Here is a 19,827-nt window from a genome sequence, read left to right as displayed (position 1 = left end):
GGCCACTCACCTCCAGCAACTTGCCAAGCATAGCGCCCAGCTAGATTCATTCTGCAAATTGTTGCCAAGTATCTTTTACAGCAGGTCTTTTATCAACAATTCAGCCAGCTGCACAGCGTTCAAGGCCGCACCTTTGCGGACGTTGTCCGAAGTCAGCCACAGATTCAGTTCCGCCGAATCGTCGACGCCCCCACGAACCCGCCCCACATAGACTACGTCCTGGCCCACGGCGTCACCCACTGCGGTGGGATAATCACCGGCGTCCACCAGTTCCAGGCCGGGAGCCGCCTCCAGCGCCGCATTCACCGCCGCCAGATCGACGTCGGCACCTGACTGCAAAGTCACGCTATAGCTATCGCCAAAAAACACCGGTGCTTGAATGCAAGTGACAGAAATCTTTAATAAAGGCTGCCCCAGCACCTCCCGCAACTCTCTCACCAGACGCTTTTCCAACAGAGTGTGTCCCTGGGCATCTGGCGTACCGACCTGAGCCAGCAGATTGAAGGCTACTTGGCGGTCGAAGAAACGCGGCTCCAGCGGTCGCACATTCAGCAGTTCGGCGGTTTGCCGGGCCAGCTCGCTGACGGCCTCACGCCCCTGGCTGGAAATCGCCAGGCAGGCGGTCAGGTTGACCCGCTGGATATCCAGCACGCCCTGCAATGGCGCCAGCGCCACCGCCAGTGCCGTGGCCGCAGCACTGGGACTGCTCAGTTGCACCGGCTTCTTTAGACCAGCCAGCACCTGGGTATTGGCCTCAGGCACGACATTGGGTGCCTGGGCCGACGGCAAGGCACCGGAGAGGTCGATCACGGCGCAATTGGCCGCTGTGGCTCGCGGAGCGAAGCTCAGGGTCACCGCAGGGCCCGCGGCGAAAAACGCCAACTGAACCTTGCCAAAGTCGAACTCGTCGACTTCTCGCACACGAACATTCTTGCCGCGAAACGGCACCGAGTGACCGGCCGACTCACTGCTGGCGAGCAGGTGCAGGTTGGCAACGGGGAAATCACGCTCTTCGAGAATCTGCACCAGGGTTTCGCCAACCGTGCCGGTGGCGCCGATAACAGCAATATCAAAGGACGGGGTCATGGTGCTACCTCAGGCGGAACGGGGGGAGCGGCACTTTACCCGGCACGGGGTGACGAGGCAATTCGCGGGGGAAAGTGCCGGTTGGGCTAAAGCACTCTTCGCGGGCGAGTCCGCTACATGAGCATGAAAAAGCCCGCGCCTTGTGCAAGGGGCGGGCTGTTTCAAACGCTTAGAGAATCAACGCTCCAGCAAGATCCGCAGCATGCGGCGCAGCGGTTCGGCTGCACCCCACAGCAACTGGTCGCCCACGGTGAAGGCACCGAGGAACTGCGAGCCCATGTTCAGCTTGCGCAGACGGCCAACCGGAATGTTCAGAGTGCCGGTGACCTTGGTCGGACTCAGCTCCTGCATGCTGATGTCGCGCTGGTTCGGCACCAGTTTGACCCAGGGATTGTGCTGGCTGATCAGCCCTTCGATATCGGCGATCGGCACATCCTTGTTGAGCTTGATGGTCAGCGCCTGGCTGTGGCAGCGCATCGCACCGATACGCACGCAAATGCCATCCACCGGGATCGGGCTCTTGAAGCGACCGAGGATCTTGTTGGTCTCGGCCTGGGCCTTCCACTCTTCACGGCTCTGGCCGTTAGGCAGTTCCTTGTCGATCCACGGGATCAGGCTGCCGGCCAGGGGCACGCCGAAGTTCTCGGTCGGATAGGCATCGCTGCGCATGGCTTCAGCCACTTTACGGTCGATGTCGAGGATGGCGCTGGCCGGATTGGCCAGGTCATCAGCGACAGCCGCGTGGGTCGCGCCCATTTGCTTGATCAGCTCGCGCATGTTCTGCGCGCCGGCGCCGGAGGCCGCCTGGTAGGTCATGGCGCTCATCCACTCCACCAGACCGGCTTCGAACAAGCCGCCCAGGCCCATCAGCATCAGGCTGACGGTGCAGTTGCCACCGATGTAGTTCTTGGTCCCGGCATCCAGTTGCTGGTCGATGACCTTGCGGTTCACCGGGTCAAGAATGATCACCGCATCATCCTGCATGCGCAGGCTGGAAGCGGCGTCGATCCAGTAACCCTGCCAGCCGGCTTCACGCAGCTTGGGGAAGACTTCGCTGGTGTAGTCGCCACCCTGGCAGGTCAGAATCACGTCGAGGGTTTTCAACTCTTCAATGTTGTAGGCGTCCTTCAGTGGAGCAATGTCCTTGCCCACCGACGGCCCCTGGCCACCGACATTGGAAGTGGTGAAAAACACCGGTTCAATAAGATCGAAGTCCTGCTCTTCAAGCATCCGCTGCATGAGCACGGAACCGACCATACCGCGCCAACCGATCAGACCTACACGTTTCATCGCAACTACACCTTTACAAAAGTGGGCCACCGTCTGTGCGGTGGGCCCGAAAGATTACAGATTCCGCAGCGCGGCGACTACTGCATCGCCCATTTCCTGCGTACCGACTTTGGTGCAACCGGCCGACCAGATGTCACCGGTGCGCAAACCCTGATCCAGCACTCGGCTCACTGCCTGCTCGATGGCATCTGCCGCGTCATTCAGGTTGAAGCTGTAACGCAGCATCATCGACACCGAGAGGATGGTCGCCAGCGGGTTGGCAACACCCTGGCCGGCGATGTCCGGCGCCGAACCGTGGCAAGGCTCGTACATGCCCTTGTTGTTGGCATCCAGGGAAGCCGACGGCAGCATGCCGATGGAACCGGTGAGCATCGAAGCCTCATCGGAGAGGATGTCGCCGAACATGTTGTCGGTGACGATCACGTCGAACTGCTTCGGCGCACGCACCAGTTGCATGGCGGCGTTGTCCACATACATGTGGCTCAACTCGACATCCGGGTAGTCCAGCGCCACTTGTTCGACCACTTCACGCCACAACTGGCTGGAGGCCAGAACGTTGGCCTTGTCCACCGAGCAGAGCTTCTTGCCACGCACCCGCGCCATGTCAAAGCCGACCCGGGCGATACGACGGATTTCACTTTCGCTGTACGGCAGGGTGTCGTAGGACTGGCGCTCGCCATTTTCCAGCTCACGGGTGCCGCGAGGCGCGCCGAAGTAGATACCGCCGGTCAACTCGCGCACGATGAGGATATCCAGGCCCGAGACAATTTCCGGCTTCAGGCTCGAGGCATCGGCCAGTTGCGGATAGAGGATCGCCGGGCGCAGGTTGCCGAACAGACCCAACTGCGCACGAATCTTCAGCAAGCCGCGCTCAGGACGGGTATCACGCTCGATCTTGTCCCACTTCGGACCACCCACAGCACCCAGCAGCACAGCATCGGCGGCACGAGCACGATCCAGGGTCTCATCGGCCAGGGGCACACCGTGCTTGTCGATGGCAGCACCACCGATGACGTCGTGGCTCAGCTCGAAGCCCAGGCTGTACTTGTCATTGGCCAATTCCAGCACCTTGACCGCCTCGGCCATGATTTCCGGACCAATACCGTCACCTGGGAGAATCAGAATCTGCTTGCTCATGCGTTCCTCATTTGCTCTGTCGGCGCACCCGCAGGCGCGCCCGGAAAAGTTCTATCGCTCGGCCCACAGCACCAGTACATCTGTACTGAACGAACCATCGGCCTCAATCTCAAAATATTCGCGCACTTCATTGCCCATTGCCTGCTGCAGCTCGCGAATTGCCGCCCGCAGCACCTGGGGCGTGCGCATGCGCTCGACCCAGGAGTTGTACTCCAGGCGCAGACGCTGACGAGCGGTACTGCGGGTATGCAACCCAGCCTCGCTGACCTGGCGCAGCCACTCCCCAGCCGAATAGTCACGAACATGACTGGTGTCACGCAGCACTTCGACGCTTTGCAGGTAAGTGTCCAGCAGTGGACTGCCCGGCGACAAGACATCAACGAAAGCCGCCACGCCACCCGGCTTCAGCACCCGGCGCACCTCTCTCAAGGCCAGGCCCAAGTCGCTCCAATGGTGAGCCGAGTAGCGACTGAAGACGAAGTCGAACTCGCCGTCGGCGAACGGCAAGCGCTCAGCTGCGCCTTTAACGGTGCGGACGTTGTGCAGATTACGCTCCTGCGCGGCTCCCGACACTACATCCAGCATCTGCTGGGAGAGGTCGTAAGCCACCACTTCCTTGACCAGCGGCGCAACGTGGAAGCTGACATGACCGGCGCCACAGCCCAGGTCCAGGACCCGGGCAGCACCCCGGCCCGCCACTTCGGCTTGTAGCAGCGCGAATTCGGCGCCTTGAGCGTGTACGGCACTGCTCAGGTAGGCCGAGGCCTGTCCACCGAATTGCTTCTGTACCACCTGGCTATGGGCGTTGCTGGTCATGCTGTGGTCCTTTTGATCAGGGGAACGGCGTTCGCTGGCCAGCCAGCTCCTGCAACACAAATCCGCAGGAGCTGGCTGCCGGCGATCAGGCGTCGCGGAACAACCAGGGCTGGCTGGCCCGATGCTTGGCCTCAAAGGCGGCAATGGCGTCAGCGTCCTGCAAGGTCAGGCCGATGTCGTCCAGACCGTTGAGCAGGCAATGCTTGCGGAAGGCATCAATCTCGAACTTCAACACCTTGCCGTCGGGACGGGTCACGGTCTGCGCCTCAAGGTCGATGTGCAACTGGTAACCCGGCGTGGCTTCGACCTGCTGGAACAGCTCGTCGACTTCGGCGTCGCTCAAGATGATCGGCAACAAACCGTTCTTGAAGCTGTTGTTGAAGAAGATGTCGGCATAGCTTGGCGCGATGATGCTGCGAAAACCGTACTCTTCCAGGGCCCAGGGCGCGTGCTCACGGCTCGAGCCGCAGCCGAAGTTCTCCCGCGCCAGCAACACGCTGGCCCCTTGGTAACGCTCGGCGTTAAGGACGAATTCCTTGTTCAACGGACGCTTGGAGTTGTCCTGGTAGGGCTGGCCCACGTCGAGGTAGCGCCACTCATCGAACAGATTCGGACCGAAGCCGGTGCGCTTGATCGACTTGAGGAATTGCTTGGGGATGATCTGGTCGGTGTCGACATTGGCACGATCCAAAGGCGCGACCAAACCATTGTGCTGGGTGAAAGCTTTCATGCTGCGCTCCTTAGATCAATTCACGGACGTCGACGAAACGACCGCTGACAGCGGCGGCGGCGGCCATGGCCGGGCTGACCAGATGGGTACGCCCACCGGCACCCTGGCGCCCTTCGAAGTTGCGGTTCGACGTCGACGCGCAATGCTCACCGGACTCCAGGCGATCCGGGTTCATCGCCAGGCACATCGAGCAGCCCGGCTCACGCCATTCGAAGCCGGCTTCGAGGAAGATCTTGTCCAGGCCTTCCGACTCAGCCTGGGCCTTCACCAGCCCCGAACCCGGAACCACGATCGCCTGCTTGATGGTGGAGGCCACTTTACGGCCCTTGGCGATCACCGCCGCAGCACGCAAGTCTTCAATCCGCGAGTTGGTGCAGGAACCGATGAACACGCGATCCAATTGAATGTCGGTGATGGCCTGGTTGGCGCTCAAACCCATGTACTTCAAGGCACGGACGATGGAGTCACGCTTGACCAGGTCCATTTCCTTGGCCGGGTCCGGCACGCGCTGATCCACGGCCAAAACCATTTCCGGCGAAGTGCCCCAGCTGACTTGCGGCTTGATTTGCGCGGCGTCGAGCTCGACCACGGTGTCGAACTGGGCATCGGCATCGGACACCAGGTCTTTCCAGGCCTCGACCGCCAAGTCCCATTCGGCGCCCTTGGGTGCAAATGGACGACCCTTGACATAAGCCACGGTCTTTTCGTCCGCCGCCACCAGTCCGACACGGGCACCGGCTTCGATGGACATGTTGCAGATGGTCATGCGGCCTTCAACGGAAAGGTCGCGAATCGCGCTGCCGGCGAACTCGATGGCGTGGCCGTTGCCACCGGCAGTGCCGATCTTGCCGATCACTGCGAGGACGATGTCCTTGGCGGTCACGCCAAAGGGCAAGGTGCCTTCCACGCGCACCAGCATGTTCTTCATCTTCTTGGCCACCAGGCACTGAGTGGCGAGCACATGCTCCACCTCGGAAGTGCCGATGCCATGGGCCAGGGCACCAAAGGCACCGTGGGTGGAGGTGTGGGAGTCACCGCAGACCACGGTCATGCCCGGCAAGGTGGCGCCCTGTTCCGGGCCGATCACGTGGACGATGCCCTGACGCACATCGTTCATCTTGAATTCGACGATGCCGTATTCGTCACAGTTGTCATCGAGGGTCTGCACCTGCAGCCGGGAGACCTGATCGGCAATCGCTTCGATCCCGCCCTTGCGCTCAGGCGTAGTCGGTACGTTGTGGTCCGGGGTAGCGATGTTGGCATCGATGCGCCAAGGCTTGCGTCCGGCCAGACGCAGGCCTTCGAACGCTTGCGGCGAGGTCACTTCATGGATGATGTGACGATCGATATAGATCAGCGCCGAACCATCGTCGCGCTGCTTGACCAAATGCGAATCCCAGAGCTTGTCGTAGAGCGTCTTGCCGGCCATCGGACCATTCCTCATCAGCTTGTTTCTATGCCCCGGGCCCTGACCGTCGGCCGATCAATAACCCCTTGGCTTGTGAGGCTGATGCTATGGCGTTAGATTAAATAACTCAAATTCATATTTTTCATGCTTTGGATAACCAACTGGAATACAACCATGGACCTGGCCAACCTCAATGCCTTTATAGCCATCGCCGAGACCGGCAGCTTTTCCGGCGCCGGTGAACGCCTGCACCTGACCCAGCCCGCTATCAGCAAACGTATCGCCGGCCTGGAGCAGCAGCTCAATGTGCGGCTGTTCGACCGCCTGGGCCGCGAGGTCGGCCTGACCGAGGCCGGACGCGCCCTGCTGCCCCGGGCGTATCAGATCATCAACGTGCTGGACGACACCCGTCGCGCTCTGACCAACCTCACCGGGGAAGTCAGCGGCCGCCTGACCCTGGCCACCAGCCATCACATCGGCCTGCACCGCCTGCCGCCGCTGCTGCGGGCCTTTACCCGGCGCTACCCGCAAGTGGCCCTGGACATCCAATTCCTCGATTCCGAGGTGGCCTACGAGGAAATCCTCCACGGCCGCGCCGAACTGGCGGTGATCACCTTGGCACCCGAGCCCCACAGCCTGATCAAGGCCACCGCGGTCTGGGACGACCCGCTGGACTTTGTCGCCGCCCCGGAACATCCGCTGGTCAGCAACGGCCAGGTCAGCCTGGCGGATATTGCCCTGCATCCGGCAGTTTTTCCCGGCGGCAACACCTTTACCCACCATATTGTCCAACGCTTGTTTGAGGCCCAAGGCCTGACGCCGAACATCGCCATGAGCACTAACTATCTGGAAACTATAAAGATGATGGTTTCCATCGGTCTGGCCTGGAGCGTCCTGCCCCGCACCATGCTCGACGATCAAGTGGCGCGCATTCCTTTACCGGGCATACAACTGCGACGCCAGCTAGGCTATATCCTGCATACCGAACGGACGCTGTCGAATGCTGCGCGGGCCTTCATGGCCTTACTGGATGCACAAGTCGATTGGCCAGGGAACCCGGCATAGCTCTTCCGGGTATTGCCCGTGCCAAGCCGAACTGTCATGAGTATCCCGCGCCAAACGAATGACTCAGCTCAAGGCCTGACACCCATGCCAAAACCCGCTGACCGTATTCCACCCATGCCGCGTATCCATGCTGTCGACCCCAGGGAGTCGGAGCAAAGCTGGGAAAGCGCACCGCAGTTGCTCGCCGCTCTCAATGGCGCGCGGCTGGGAGCCTGGTATTGGGATATTGAAAGCGGACAGATCAGCTGGTCCCGGGGCACCCAGGCACTGTTTGGCTTCGATCCACGCCAACCCCTGCCAGAAAACCTCGAATACCTCGATCTGCTCCCCATTGAAGACCGGGCCAGAACCGTACGGGCTTTTCATTCAGTGCTGGCGGGAGCGCCCCTGGAACACGCGATGCACCACCGCATTCGCTGGCCCGATGGCAGCCTGCACTGGCTGGAGATCAACGGCAGCGTGCTACCGGACAAGCATGGCAAGCCCCGAATGATCGGGGTGATCCGCGAGATCACCCACCAACGCCAGCGGGAGGAAGCCCTCAGCAGCTCGGAAAAACGTTTCGCCACCCTGTTTCACCTGTGCCCCAACATGGTGCTGCTGACCCGCCTGGAAGATGGCCTGATCAGCGAGGCCAACCAATACTTCGAAAGCCAGTTCGGCTGGCCCGCCGAACATGTGATAGGCCGCACTACCCTGGAGATCGGCCTGTGGGTTAATCCCGAACAGCGCGCCCAACTGATCAAGGCCGTGCAGAAAAAGGGCCAGGCCGCCAGCCTCGAAGTCCAGTTCCGCGCCAGCAACGGCCAGATCCACGACGGCATTCTCAGCGCGCAGAAAATCGAACTGGAAGGCAAGCCCTACCTGCTCAGCACCTTTCTCGATACCAGCGAACGCAAAAGAGCCGAACAGGCCCTCAAAGACAGCCAGGAACGCCTCGACCTGGCCCTGGATTCGGCGCAACTGGGCACCTGGGATTGGCACATTCCCAGCGGCATGCTCTATGGCTCGGCCCGGGCCGCACAATTGCACGGCCTGGAGCCGGCGCCCTTCCATGAATCCTTCGAAGCCTTTTTCGAGGGCGTCCCCACTGAAGAACGCGACAGCATGCGCGATGCCTATCGCAGCCTGCGGGAAGGCCCGGCGGGCAACTACCAGCTGACTTACCGGGTGCAACTGGCGGACGGCAGCTCGCGCTACCTGGAAAGCCGCGCTCGCCTCTATCGCGACGAGCAGGGCAATCCACTGCGCATGGCCGGAACGCTGCTGGACATCACCGAACAGGTGGAACGCGAACAGCGCCTGATCACTTCGGAAGAGAAGTTCGCCAGCCTGTTCCAGGTCAGCCCGGACCCCATCTGCCTGACCCTGCTGGAAACCGGTCAGTTCATCGAGATCAATTCAAGCTTCACCCAGACCTTCGGCTGGACCCCGGAAGATGTGATCAACCGCAGCGCCGAACAGATCGGCTTCTGGGCAGATCCCGCCCCGCGTCTGCGGCGGATCGAACAGGTGATTCGCGAACAGGCGCTGAACAACGTGGCAGTGGTGGTCAACCACAAGAGCGGCCAGGCACTGACCTGCATCATTTCCAGCCGCCTGATCACCGTCGACAAGCAGCCGTGCATCGTCACCACGCTGCGGGATATCACCCAGCAACAGCGTTCCGAGGCCGCGCTCAAGGCCAGCGAAGAGAAGTTCGCCAAGGCCTTCCACTCCAGTCCTGACGCCATCACCATCACCGAGCGCGACACCGGCCGCTACCTGGAGGTCAACGACGGCTTCTGCCGCCTGACCGGCTACCGCACCGATGAAGTGCTCGGCCACACCATGTATCAGGTCGGCATCTGGGCCGAAGAAGCCCAGCTCGCCACACTGCTGGCGGAGCTCAGGCTCAAGGGCCGGGTGCATCACCTGGAAATGCTCGGGCGTAACAAGCGCGGGGAAATCCTCACCCTAGAGGTCTCGGTGGAGCCGATCATCCTCAATGAAACCCCGTGCCTGCTGCTGACGGCCCGGGACGTCAGTCTGCTGAAGAATGCCCAGGCACAGATCCGCCACCTGGCCTACCACGATCCCTTGACCAACCTGCCCAACCGCGCCCTGCTGATGGACCGCCTGAGCCAGCAGATCGCTCTGCTCAAGCGCCACAATCTGCGGGGCGCCCTGCTGTTCCTCGACCTGGACCACTTCAAGCACATCAACGACTCCCTGGGGCACCCGGTGGGCGATACCGTACTGAAGATCATCACCGCCAGACTGGAAGCCAGCGTGCGCATGGAGGACACCGTCGCGCGCCTGGGCGGCGATGAATTCGTGGTGCTGCTCAGCGGCCTGGAAGGCTCGCGCAATGAGGTCAGTGAACAGGTGCGGCAACTGGCCGGGACCCTGCGCGAGCTGCTCTCGGAACCGATGTTCCTCGACGGCCAGCGCCTGCAGGTCACCCCCAGCATCGGCGTGGCGCTGATTCCCGATCACGGCTCGACCCCCACCGACCTGCTCAAGCGCGCCGACATTGCCCTTTACCGCGCCAAGGACTCCGGGCGCAACACCACGCAGATGTACCACAACACCATGCAGAAGGCCGCCAGCGAACGCCTGCGCATGGAAACCGACCTGCGTCTGGCCCTGTCCCGCGGCGAATTCAGCGTGCACTACCAGCCACAGGTGGATGCCCGCGACAACCGCATCGTCGGCGCCGAGGCCCTGGTGCGTTGGCAGCACCCGGAGCTGGGGGCGCAATCACCGACGGAGTTCATCAAGGTGCTGGAGGACAGCGGACTGATCCTTGAAGTGGGCACCTGGATTCTCGATGAAGCCTGCCTGGCCTTCAGCCAACTGATCGAGCAAGGCCTGGTGGACCCGCACCACTTCAGCCTATGCGTCAACATCAGCCCTCGGCAATTTCGCCAGAACGACTTCGTCGAACGAATCGAACACAGCCTGACTGCCTATGCCCTGCCCTCATCATTGCTGAAGCTGGAGATCACCGAAGGCATCGTGATCCAGAACCTGGATGACACCATCAACAAGATGCGTCGACTGAAAAAACTCGGGGTCAGTTTTGCCATGGACGACTTCGGCACCGGCTACTCCTCCCTGACGTACCTAAAACGCCTGCCGGTGGACACCCTGAAAATAGACCAGTCATTTGTCCGCGATGCCACCCACGACCCCAACGATGCGGAAATCATCCGGGCCATCGTCGCCATGGCCCGCAGCCTGAACCTGAAGGTCATCGCCGAAGGCGTGGAAACCCCACAGCAACTGGAATTCCTCCAGGGGCTGGAATGCCATCTGTACCAGGGCTACCTGCACAGCCAGCCGCTACCTCTGAGCGAATTCAAGAAGCTGCTGAAATGACAGGCACGAAAAAGGGCGCCACCAGGGCGCCCTTTTTTTACAGCGGTCTTAGTGTTGCAGAGCCGGCTGCTGCGCACCGTTGATCGGGATGCGCTTTGGCTTCGCCTCTTCCGGTACAACCCGCAGCAGGTCAATGTTCAACAGACCGTTGCTCAGGGCCGCGGCCTTGACCTCGATATGGTCGGCCAGGCGGAAGGACAGCTTGAATGCACGCTGGGCAATGCCCTGGTGCAGGTAAGTGACACTTTCATTGGCGTCGCGCTTGCCACCGCTCACGGTCAACACGCCTTTCTCCACTTGCAGTTCCAGATCGTCATCCTGGAAGCCGGCAGCGGCGATGACGATGCGGTATTGGTCGTCGGCGTGTTTTTCAACGTTGTAGGGTGGATAGCTGCTGCTCGGTTCGTTGCGCAACGCCGATTCAAACAGGTCGTTGAAACGGTCGAAGCCAACAGAGGAACGGAACAGTGGAGCCAGGGAAAATGCAGTACTCATGGGTCTATCTCCTGATTTTTCAGCGAGTGGTTATCTCCGCGACCCGAATTCGGCGTCGCGTACCCAAGAGATAGGGACCGCTCCTGACATTTCAAGAGGTTTTTTTGAATTTTTTACGCCGCTTCGCTGCGGGGCATGCCCAGCAGCCGCCCCACCTGATCCAGATCGGTTTCCCGACGCAGAGCGGTAAACAGCTCAACCGCCTCCGGATAGTTGCGAGTCAGCATGGCCAGCCATTGCTTCAAACGCCCCGGGGCTGAACGGGGGGTCAGTTGCACCACCACCTGGGCCCAGAAGTCCTGAAGCATGGGCTGCAGATCGGCCCAGGACATTTCCACCACCTCCTCCCCAGCGCGAGCGGCGGCGATCTGCCGGGCCAGGTCCGGACGCGAGACCAGCCCACGACCGAGCATGATGTCCTCCACGCCACTGATCTCCCGACAGCGCCGCCAATCCTCGACGCTCCAGATATCGCCGTTGGCGAACACCGGCACCTTGACCACATCCTGCACCCGAGGAATCCACTCCCAATGAGCGGGCGGCTTGTAACCATCAACCTTGGTCCGTGCGTGAACCACGATATGTTCCGCGCCGCCCTCAGCCAGCGCCGTAGCGCACACCAGCGAACCGTCCGGGCTATCGAAGCCCAGGCGCATTTTTGCCGTGACCGGGATATGCGCAGGCACCGCTCGCCGCACATGCTCGACAATCTGATTCAGCAGTTCGGGCTCCTTAAGCAGCACCGCCCCACCCCGGGACTTGTTGACGGTCTTGGCTGGACAGCCAAAATTTAGGTCGATCACCTCGCTGCCAAGCTCGCAGGCCAGCGCAGCATTTTCGGCCAGGCACACCGGATCGGACCCCAGCAACTGCACGCGCAATGGCACGCCGGCAGCGGTGTGCGCGCCTTGCAGCAACTCGGGAGCGAGCTTGTGGAAATAGGCAGGCGTCAGTAGACGGTCATTGACGCGAATGAACTCGGTGACACACCAGTCGATCCCGCCAACACGAGTCAACACATCCCGCAGGATGTTGTCGACCAACCCCTCCATGGGCGCCAGGGCAATTTGCATGAAACACACTCAACGAAAAATCAGGCGAAAAAACGTCCGCCAGTTTACTGGGTTTCACCCGATAACAGGAATTTTGTAGGAACGGCCGAGCGGCGTTGCGCTTAGCGACAAATGGACTCTCGGGCCTGACAGCGCCCTTGAACACGCCTTCGCTGGCAAGACGGTATCCACACAGGAGCCAAGGTGATCACGAGCCCTGCAGGGCTGGGCCGTAGCCCTCAAGGAATTCAGCGGGCATACGCTTGGGCTTGCCGCTGGACAGCTCGATGCAGACAAAAGTGGTCTGGGCCCGCAACAAGGTACTGCCATCGCTCGGACGGACCAGCTGGAAACGTCGAGTCATCTTCAGGCGCTGATCCCAATCGACGATCCAGGTGGCCAGTTGCAGCTCATCGCCTTCATAAGCCGCGGCCAGATAGTCGATCTCGTGCCGCACCACGGCCATCGCCCGATCCAGGCGACGATACTCGGCCAGATCCAGCCCCAGACGTTGCGAGTGACGCCAGGCGCAACGCTCCAGCCAGGTCACGTAGACCGCATTGTTGGCGTGCCCCAAGCCATCGATATCCTCGGCCACCACCTGCAGATCGATAACGAATGGCGTTGCCAGATCCCAACTCATGCCCAACTCCCGGTCAGATTTTTTGACCGGGGCAGTGTAGCGGATGCTCAGGCAGATTGGCGCGCCGGCAGATGGCGTCCGGTGACCAGAGTGATCACAGCGTCGATCACTCGGGGATCGGCCAACACTCGCTGATGACCACCTTCACTCAAGCGCAGCAAGCGACTGTCGAACCAGGCCTGGTGGATCAACTCCGACTCCTTGACCGGTACAAATCGATCATCTTCGGCATGAATGATCAGGCCAGGCATCTCCAACTGATACTGAGCCACGTCCAGGGTCGCGGCACGCATCCCTACATCCTTCTCCACTTGACGGATAAAGGCCGAGCGCGCCCTGGGCGGCAAGCGCATGTAGCGGGCAAAACCTCGCAAAACGCCAAGAATCCGAGCCGGCGCGGCGATACTGACCAGGGTTTCGGTGCGCAGTCCCAACTGCACAGCGAGCATGGCGCTGGCACCGCCCATGGAGTGACCAATCACTGCGCGCAAGGGGGGCAATTCCGCCGCTGCCTCCAACATCGCCCGGGCAAAGAGCACCACATTGGCCTCCTCCCCTGGAGAGCGGCCGTGGGCGGGACCGTCCAGCGCCACTGCGGTATAGCCAGCCGCCACCAGCGCCTCGATCAGGCTGGCAAATTGAGTGGGTCGCCCTTCCCAGCCATGCATCAGCAACACTGTCGGCCCCTGCCCCCAACGCAAGGCAGAGAGGCCAAAGCGCAAGGTCAGACGCTCAGCACGCTCCAGCAAGGGCAATTCCCACTCTCGGGGCGGCAGCTCACGGGGAGTCATGAACAACTGGCGCATCCGATTCGCCGCCCACTGAGGAGCCACCCAGCCCAGAGTGCCATTGACACCACGAATCCAGCTCAATCCGCTCATCGCCCAACACCTCGCAACCGAACTTCAGGTCATAGAACCGCCGACTTGGCGGCACGCAGTAGACGATCGGACAATTCACCCGGCCCAAGAGCTCGCGCCAGGGACAGCCCACCCACCATCAACGCCATATCCGCCAACGCCTTGTCCGTGTCCTCGGGGCTTGCGGCCAACTGCGCGACCATCAGCTCCATATGCTCGTTCAAAGCCTTGCGAAAACTCTCTGGCAGCCGCCCCAGCTCACCCACAGATGCCGGAATCGGACAGGCCTGCTCAGTGGAGTCGCGGTGCTTGCGCGACAGATAGAACGCTGCCGTCAGCGCCCTTCGCTCCTCACCACTCAAACCTGCGTCCAGCTCGTCGAGCAAGCCACGTCGGTGGGCGAGCAGTTGGGTGAACGCCTCAAGCATCAGCGCATCCTTGCTCTCGAAGTGCGCATAGAAGCCACCCACCGTCAGCCCGGCAGCCCCCATCACCTCCCCCACACTCGGTTCGGCCGGGCCTCGCTGGATCAGCGCCGAACTGGCAGCCTGGAGAATACGTTCGCGGGTTTGAGCTTTTTTATCGTTCATCGTTGCCTCCGAATATTACGGACAAAATATTATTCTCATAATAATTTTCCGCAAGTCGTCAGTGTGACCGCCGGTCAGAAGTGCAGGCTGAGGAAGAGAGTAAAAGTTGGCCGGACGCCAGAAAAACAAAAGGGCCATTCAATAATTGAATGACCCTTAAAAATCCCGCATAGCGGGTAAACGTGGCGTCCCCTAGGGGACTCGAACCCCTGTTACCGCCGTGAAAGGGCGGTGTCCTAGGCCACTAGACGAAGGGGACACATACCCTTCTAACAGTTGATCAGTGCTGAGTTCTGATCGATTCAAGGCCGGTGTGGCCAGGCCTTGAACTGTAAATTGGTGGAGCTAGACGGGATCGAACCGTCGACCTCTTGCATGCCATGCAAGCGCTCTCCCAGCTGAGCTATAGCCCCGGATTTTCGCCTCGCGGCGCAGCGATATCTTGCAACATCGCTTGTGTGAAACTGGCGTCCCCTAGGGGACTCGAACCCCTGTTACCGCCGTGAAAGGGCGGTGTCCTAGGCCACTAGACGAAGGGGACGCATACCCTTCTAACAGTTGATCAGTGCTGAGTACTGATCGATTCAAGGCCGGTGTGGCCAGGCCTTGAACTGTAAATTGGTGGAGCTAGACGGGATCGAACCGTCGACCTCTTGCATGCCATGCAAGCGCTCTCCCAGCTGAGCTATAGCCCCGGATTTTCGCCTCGCGGCGCAGCGACATCTTGCAACATCACTTGTGTAAAACTGGCGTCCCCTAGGGGACTCGAACCCCTGTTACCGCCGTGAAAGGGCGGTGTCCTAGGCCACTAGACGAAGGGGACGCAAACCCTTCTATACAACTGATCAGTGCTGAGTACTGATCGATTCAAGGCCGGTGTGGCCAGGCCTTGAACTGTAAATTGGTGGAGCTAGACGGGATCGAACCGTCGACCTCTTGCATGCCATGCAAGCGCTCTCCCAGCTGAGCTATAGCCCCTCGTCGGTGACGACGGGGCGAATCTTAAGGGGCGATCGGAAGGCTGTCAATTTTTTTTCCGTATTTTGAAAAAAAATTTGCCGGGATAACAACCACTTACCGCCCCGCCCCAAAAACCCTGGCTTTTTCAGCCTTAGCGGCCCGTGCCAACTCCCATAAACGGGGGGCCGCGAGCCGCCTGGAACCCACTTGGCCAGCGACCAATCGACCTGGCGCCTGAGAATCAAGCGTAGTCGAAAAGACCGTAGCCCCTTGTAGCTCCCCTGCTGCGAAGCGCCGTCAGCCGATGGCGCCCAGCAGTTTTTCCCACTCCTTGTTCTCTTTCTTCGACACGCCACCAAGCAGGTCGATGGCCTGGCGCAGACGGAAACGAGTAAGGTCAGGCCCCAGAATCTCCATGGCATCGAGCACCGACACCGAGCTGGCCTGGCCAGTGATCGCAGCGAACATCAGCGGCATGGCGTCACGCAGTTTCAGCTCCAGGGATTCAACCACTGCCTGAATGGTCGCGGTGATGCTGTCTTTCTCCCACTGGCGCAGGCTCTCGAGCTTCCACAGGATCAACTGCATCACTTGCCGCACCTGATCGCCAGAAAGCTTCTTGGATTCGAACAACTTGGCGTCCGGGGTCACGCCACCGGCGAAGAAGAAGCCGGCCAACGGTGCGATCTGGCTGAAGGTCTCCACCCGGCCTTGCACATGGGGCGCGATCTTCATCAGGTATTCAGGATTCAGCGCCCAGGTCTGCACGCGACTGGCGAACTCTTCCACCGGCAGGTCACGCAACCACTGGCCGTTGAGCCAAGACAGTTTCTCGATATCGAAGATCGGCCCACCCAGGGATACCCGCGACAGGTCAAAGTTATCGACCATTTCCTGCAACGAGAACTTCTCGCGCTCGTCCGGCATCGACCAGCCCATGCGCCCCAGATAATTGAGCATGGCTTCCGGCATGAAACCCATGCGCTCATAGAAGGTCACAGAGGTCGGATTCTTGCGCTTGGACAGCTTGCTCTTGTCCGGATTGCGCAGCAGCGGCATGTAGCACAGCTGCGGCTGCTCCCAACCGAAGTACTCGTAGAGCAGAATCAGCTTCGGTGCCGAAGGCAGCCACTCCTCACCGCGCAGCACATGGGTGATGCCCATCAGGTGGTCATCGACCACGTTGGCCAGGAAGTAAGTCGGCAGGCCATCGGTCTTCATCAAGACCTGCATGTCCATGCGATCCCACGGAATTTCGACATCGCCACGCAGCAGATCAGGCACCACACAGATGCCTTCGGTCGGCACCTTCATACGAATCACATGGGGCTCACCGGCCGCCAGACGCCGGGCCACTTCTTCCTTGGACAGCAGCAAGGCGCGGCCGTCATAACGCGGCGTCTCGCCACGAGCCATCTGCTCGGCGCGCATCTGGTCCAGCTCTTCGGCCGTGCAGAAGCATGGGAACGCGTGTCCCAGGTCCACCAATTGCTGAGCATATTTCTGATAGATATCGCCGCGCTCGCTCTGGCGATAAGGACCATGGGGACCGCCCACATCCGGCCCTTCGCTCCAGTTGATGCCCAACCAGCGCAAGGCATCGAAAATCTGCTGCTCGGACTCGCGGGTCGAACGCAACTGATCGGTGTCTTCGATACGCAGGATGAACTCACCGCCATGCTGCTTGGCAAAGCAATAGTTGAACAAAGCGATGTAAGCGGTACCTACGTGGGGGTCCCCGGTAGGCGATGGCGCGATGCGCGTGCGGACGGTGGTCATGGCATATCTCGAAAAGATAGAAAAACGAGGAATAAAACAGGGGGCGAATGGTAACAGGCGACCCCGGCCCGGCTCCAGTAAGGAGGGCATTTAAGCCAAGGTTGCGACTACAGACCGCCGCAAAGCCCATGAATGGTCAAATATCAGCGCCTGGCATTTACCACCCACGGGCTATCTGCCAGGTTCACCCGCTAGTAATTTTTCTTACACTTTTTGATTGCGGCCGCGCGCCCTGGGATTTGACCTGTTCGGGCTGGCGAGCCTCTTTTTCGGAGTGCTCAACCCGGACTTCGCCGGGCCGCAGCGCAATCAGATCCAGATCATCCGCGCCCTGGGGCAGCCGCTGATCATGATCACCATCTCGCTGATCCCACGGTTTAGGGATCGAACGCCGTTAGACGGTCAGCAAGCGCTCGCGCAGCTTGGTGATTTCGTCGCGCATCTGCGCCGCCGCCTCGAACTCCAGGTCCCGGGCCAGTTGGTACATTTTTTCTTCGAGCTGGCGAATGCGCTTGGTGATTTCGCTGGGCGAACGCAGTTCGTTTTCGTAGCGGGCACTTTCTTCGGCGGCCTTGGCCATGCCCTTGCGCTTCTTGCTGCGCGAGCCCGGCACGGTGGCGCCTTCCATGATGTCGGCGACATCCTTGAACACCCCTTTGGGGGTGATGCCGTTGGCCAGGTTGAAGGCAATCTGCTTGTCACGCCGCCGTTCGGTCTCGCCAATCGCCCGCTCCATGGAACCGGTGATGCGGTCGGCATAGAGAATCGCCCGGCCATTGAGATTGCGCGCGGCGCGACCGATGGTCTGGATCAGCGAACGCTCGGAACGCAGGAAGCCTTCCTTATCGGCATCGAGAATCGCCACCAGCGACACTTCCGGCATGTCCAGGCCTTCACGCAGCAGGTTGATCCCCACCAGCACATCGAAGGTACCCAGGCGTAGGTCGCGAATGATTTCCACACGCTCCACGGTGTCGATGTCCGAGTGCAGATAACGCACGCGCACGCCGTGGTCGGCCAGGTAGTCGGTCAAGTCCTCGGCCATGCGCTTGGTCAGGGTGGTGACCAGCACTCGTTCTTCCACCGCCACGCGCTTGGTGATTTCCGACAACAGGTCATCCACCTGGGTCAGGGCCGGGCGTACTTCCACCTGGGGGTCCACCAGGCCGGTGGGACGCACCACCTGCTCCACAATGCGCCCGGCGTGCTCGGCTTCATAGTTGCCCGGGGTAGCAGAGACGAAGATGGTCTGCGGGCTGACACCTTCCCACTCGTCGAAACGCATCGGCCGGTTGTCCAGCGCCGATGGCAGGCGAAAACCATATTCCACCAGAGTCTCCTTGCGCGAACGGTCGCCCTTATACATGGCGCCCACCTGAGGCACGCTGACGTGGGATTCGTCGATCACCAACAGCGCATCCGCCGGCAGGTAGTCATACAAGGTGGGTGGCGCGGCGCCGGCGGGACGGCCGGAGAGGTAGCGCGAGTAGTTCTCGATACCGTTGCAATAGCCCAGCTCGAGGATCATCTCCAGATCGAAACGGGTGCGTTGTTCCAGACGCTGGGCTTCCACCAGTTTGTTGTTGGAGCGCAGGTATTCCAGGCGTTCCTGCAGTTCCACCTTGATCCCCTCGATAGCGTCCAGCAGGGTTTCCCGTGGGGTCACGTAGTGGCTCTTGGGGTAGAAGGTGAAACGCGGCAGCTTGCGGATCACTTCGCCGGTCAACGGGTCGAAAGCGCTGATGCTTTCCACTTCGTCGTCGAACAGCTCGATGCGGATCGCTTCCAGGTCGGATTCCGCCGGATAAATGTCGATCACGTCGCCACGCACACGGAAGGTGGCACGAGCGAAGTCCATATCGTTGCGGGTGTATTGCAGGTCCGCCAGGCGCCGCAGCAAGGCACGCTGGTCGAGCTTGTCGCCGCGGTCCACGTGCAGAACCATTTTCAGGTAGGTTTCCGGGCTGCCCAGACCATAGATGCAGGACACCGTGGTCACGATGATCGCGTCCTTGCGCTCCAGCAGCGCCTTGGTCGCCGACAGGCGCATCTGCTCGATATGGTCGTTGATCGAGGCATCCTTCTCGATAAAGGTATCCGAGGAAGGCACATAGGCTTCGGGCTGGTAGTAGTCGTAATAGGAAACGAAGTACTCCACCGCATTGTTCGGGAAGAAGGCCTTGAATTCGCCGTACAACTGGGCCGCTAGGGTCTTGTTCGGCGCCAGTACCAGGGTCGGGCGCTGCACCTGGGCGATGACGTTGGCGATGCTGAAGGTCTTGCCCGAGCCGGTCACGCCGAGCAGGGTCTGGTGGGCCAGTCCGGCCTCGATGCCTTCGACCAGCAGGCGGATGGCCTCCGGCTGGTCGCCGGCGGGCTGGAAGCGAGTGACTAGCTGGAATTCGGACATATCTACCTCTGGGATCATTCATGCGCGGCCATACCGTACAGGAACGAGAAACACCGCGTACGACCCATGTCGCCGAGGAAAAAACCGGAATGAGCTGGATGTGGAGGCAGATACCACGGCTTTCAAGGTAAAGGTCTTACACC

General features: G+C 60.7%; 15 protein-coding genes, 6 tRNA genes and 1 pseudogene. 3 read left to right on the top strand and 19 right to left on the bottom strand.

The window, feature by feature from the left end; all coding sequences use genetic code 11:
- Positions 1-75: 75 nt before the first annotated feature.
- The 6 genes from ACMGF8_RS15690 to leuC all read right to left on the bottom strand — a co-directional run bounded on the left by ACMGF8_RS15690 (position 76) and on the right by leuC (position 6,488).
- Positions 76-1,086 carry an aspartate-semialdehyde dehydrogenase gene (locus ACMGF8_RS15690; RefSeq protein ID WP_416760210.1) on the bottom strand — a complete coding sequence of 337 codons (1,011 nt, stop codon included), beginning with the start codon at positions 1,084-1,086 and terminating at the stop codon, positions 76-78.
- Positions 1,087-1,263: 177 nt separating this feature from the next.
- Positions 1,264-2,376: an aspartate-semialdehyde dehydrogenase gene (gene asd, locus ACMGF8_RS15685; protein WP_102863663.1), complete on the bottom strand. Its 1,113-nt coding sequence runs from the start codon at positions 2,374-2,376 to the stop codon at positions 1,264-1,266.
- A 54-nt stretch (positions 2,377-2,430) separates the two neighbouring features.
- On the bottom strand, positions 2,431-3,513 hold the full coding sequence (gene leuB / locus ACMGF8_RS15680) for a 3-isopropylmalate dehydrogenase (protein WP_102863665.1): 1,083 nt from the start codon (positions 3,511-3,513) through the stop codon (positions 2,431-2,433).
- A gap of 51 nt (positions 3,514-3,564) precedes the next feature.
- Entirely contained in the window at positions 3,565-4,329 is a 765-nt protein-coding gene (locus ACMGF8_RS15675; RefSeq protein WP_416760207.1) for a class I SAM-dependent methyltransferase, read from the bottom strand.
- 85 nt (positions 4,330-4,414) lie between these two features.
- Positions 4,415-5,059: a 3-isopropylmalate dehydratase small subunit gene (gene leuD / locus ACMGF8_RS15670; RefSeq protein WP_115581981.1), complete on the bottom strand. Its 645-nt coding sequence runs from the start codon at positions 5,057-5,059 to the stop codon at positions 4,415-4,417.
- Between the two features lie 10 nt (positions 5,060-5,069).
- A complete protein-coding gene (gene leuC / locus ACMGF8_RS15665; protein WP_102863671.1) occupies positions 5,070-6,488 on the bottom strand; it encodes a 3-isopropylmalate dehydratase large subunit in 1,419 nt (472 codons plus the stop codon).
- A gap of 153 nt (positions 6,489-6,641) precedes the next feature.
- Between leuC and ACMGF8_RS15660 the strand changes: the two genes are divergently transcribed.
- Together ACMGF8_RS15660 and ACMGF8_RS15655 are read left to right on the top strand one after the other, a co-directional pair.
- Positions 6,642-7,532 carry a LysR family transcriptional regulator gene (locus ACMGF8_RS15660; RefSeq protein WP_102863672.1) on the top strand — a complete coding sequence of 297 codons (891 nt, stop codon included), beginning with the start codon at positions 6,642-6,644 and terminating at the stop codon, positions 7,530-7,532.
- 84 nt (positions 7,533-7,616) lie between these two features.
- Positions 7,617-10,895 (top strand): EAL domain-containing protein, encoded by a 3,279-nt coding sequence (locus ACMGF8_RS15655; protein ID WP_102863674.1) that lies wholly within the window; start codon positions 7,617-7,619, stop codon positions 10,893-10,895.
- A 48-nt stretch (positions 10,896-10,943) separates the two neighbouring features.
- Here the strand turns inward: ACMGF8_RS15655 and ACMGF8_RS15650 are convergent, their stop codons facing one another.
- The 12 genes from ACMGF8_RS15650 to gltX form a co-directional block, all read right to left on the bottom strand.
- Positions 10,944-11,390: an Hsp20 family protein gene (locus ACMGF8_RS15650; RefSeq protein WP_102863676.1), complete on the bottom strand. Its 447-nt coding sequence runs from the start codon at positions 11,388-11,390 to the stop codon at positions 10,944-10,946.
- A 113-nt stretch (positions 11,391-11,503) separates the two neighbouring features.
- A complete protein-coding gene (locus tag ACMGF8_RS15645) occupies positions 11,504-12,463 on the bottom strand; it encodes a tRNA dihydrouridine synthase (RefSeq protein ID WP_102863678.1) in 960 nt (319 codons plus the stop codon).
- A gap of 187 nt (positions 12,464-12,650) precedes the next feature.
- The gene (locus ACMGF8_RS15640; protein WP_102863680.1) at positions 12,651-13,085 is read right to left on the bottom strand and encodes an acyl-CoA thioesterase; all 435 of its coding nucleotides are present in this window, start codon (positions 13,083-13,085) and stop codon (positions 12,651-12,653) included.
- 47 nt (positions 13,086-13,132) lie between these two features.
- On the bottom strand, positions 13,133-13,966 hold the full coding sequence (locus ACMGF8_RS15635; RefSeq protein WP_115581979.1) for an alpha/beta fold hydrolase: 834 nt from the start codon (positions 13,964-13,966) through the stop codon (positions 13,133-13,135).
- A 29-nt stretch (positions 13,967-13,995) separates the two neighbouring features.
- On the bottom strand, positions 13,996-14,535 hold the full coding sequence (locus tag ACMGF8_RS15630) for a TetR/AcrR family transcriptional regulator (protein WP_250330792.1): 540 nt from the start codon (positions 14,533-14,535) through the stop codon (positions 13,996-13,998).
- A gap of 183 nt (positions 14,536-14,718) precedes the next feature.
- Positions 14,719-14,794: transfer RNA gene (locus ACMGF8_RS15625), tRNA-Glu, on the bottom strand.
- 78 nt (positions 14,795-14,872) lie between these two features.
- Positions 14,873-14,948: transfer RNA gene (locus ACMGF8_RS15620), tRNA-Ala, on the bottom strand.
- Between the two features lie 52 nt (positions 14,949-15,000).
- Positions 15,001-15,076, bottom strand: a tRNA-Glu gene (locus ACMGF8_RS15615).
- Positions 15,077-15,154: 78 nt separating this feature from the next.
- Positions 15,155-15,230 (bottom strand) — tRNA-Ala (locus tag ACMGF8_RS15610).
- A 52-nt stretch (positions 15,231-15,282) separates the two neighbouring features.
- A tRNA-Glu gene (locus ACMGF8_RS15605) sits at positions 15,283-15,358 on the bottom strand.
- Between the two features lie 79 nt (positions 15,359-15,437).
- Positions 15,438-15,513 (bottom strand) — tRNA-Ala (locus tag ACMGF8_RS15600).
- 279 nt (positions 15,514-15,792) lie between these two features.
- Entirely contained in the window at positions 15,793-17,274 is a 1,482-nt protein-coding gene (gltX, locus tag ACMGF8_RS15595) for a glutamate--tRNA ligase (protein ID WP_416760202.1), read from the bottom strand.
- A gap of 229 nt (positions 17,275-17,503) precedes the next feature.
- Between gltX and ACMGF8_RS15590 the strand changes: the two are divergent.
- Positions 17,504-17,644 (top strand): annotated as a pseudogene (locus ACMGF8_RS15590) (hypothetical protein); the annotation flags it as partial.
- 24 nt (positions 17,645-17,668) lie between these two features.
- Here the strand turns inward: ACMGF8_RS15590 and uvrB are convergent.
- Positions 17,669-19,684 (bottom strand): excinuclease ABC subunit UvrB, encoded by a 2,016-nt coding sequence (gene uvrB / locus ACMGF8_RS15585; RefSeq protein ID WP_102863684.1) that lies wholly within the window; start codon positions 19,682-19,684, stop codon positions 17,669-17,671.
- Between the last annotated feature and the right edge of the window lie 143 nt (positions 19,685-19,827).

The organism is Pseudomonas sp. BNK-7 (assembly GCF_048072025.1).
Taxonomy (GTDB): Bacteria; Pseudomonadota; Gammaproteobacteria; order Pseudomonadales; family Pseudomonadaceae; genus Aquipseudomonas; species Aquipseudomonas danubii.
This window is presented reverse-complemented; position numbering and strand designations above follow the sequence as displayed.

Coding starts and splice junctions, on each gene's coding strand:
- ACMGF8_RS15690 (WP_416760210.1), bottom strand. CDS start 1,086: ATGACCCCGTCCTTTGATATTGCTGTTATCGGCGCCACCGGCACGGTT.
- asd (WP_102863663.1), bottom strand. CDS start 2,376: ATGAAACGTGTAGGTCTGATCGGTTGGCGCGGTATGGTCGGTTCCGTG.
- leuB (WP_102863665.1), bottom strand. CDS start 3,513: ATGAGCAAGCAGATTCTGATTCTCCCAGGTGACGGTATTGGTCCGGAA.
- ACMGF8_RS15675 (WP_416760207.1), bottom strand. CDS start 4,329: ATGACCAGCAACGCCCATAGCCAGGTGGTACAGAAGCAATTCGGTGGA.
- leuD (WP_115581981.1), bottom strand. CDS start 5,059: ATGAAAGCTTTCACCCAGCACAATGGTTTGGTCGCGCCTTTGGATCGT.
- leuC (WP_102863671.1), bottom strand. CDS start 6,488: ATGGCCGGCAAGACGCTCTACGACAAGCTCTGGGATTCGCATTTGGTC.
- ACMGF8_RS15660 (WP_102863672.1), top strand. CDS start 6,642: ATGGACCTGGCCAACCTCAATGCCTTTATAGCCATCGCCGAGACCGGC.
- ACMGF8_RS15655 (WP_102863674.1), top strand. CDS start 7,617: ATGCCAAAACCCGCTGACCGTATTCCACCCATGCCGCGTATCCATGCT.
- ACMGF8_RS15650 (WP_102863676.1), bottom strand. CDS start 11,390: ATGAGTACTGCATTTTCCCTGGCTCCACTGTTCCGTTCCTCTGTTGGC.
- ACMGF8_RS15645 (WP_102863678.1), bottom strand. CDS start 12,463: ATGCAAATTGCCCTGGCGCCCATGGAGGGGTTGGTCGACAACATCCTG.
- ACMGF8_RS15640 (WP_102863680.1), bottom strand. CDS start 13,085: ATGAGTTGGGATCTGGCAACGCCATTCGTTATCGATCTGCAGGTGGTG.
- ACMGF8_RS15635 (WP_115581979.1), bottom strand. CDS start 13,966: ATGAGCGGATTGAGCTGGATTCGTGGTGTCAATGGCACTCTGGGCTGG.
- ACMGF8_RS15630 (WP_250330792.1), bottom strand. CDS start 14,535: ATGAACGATAAAAAAGCTCAAACCCGCGAACGTATTCTCCAGGCTGCC.
- gltX (WP_416760202.1), bottom strand. CDS start 17,274: ATGACCACCGTCCGCACGCGCATCGCGCCATCGCCTACCGGGGACCCC.
- uvrB (WP_102863684.1), bottom strand. CDS start 19,684: ATGTCCGAATTCCAGCTAGTCACTCGCTTCCAGCCCGCCGGCGACCAG.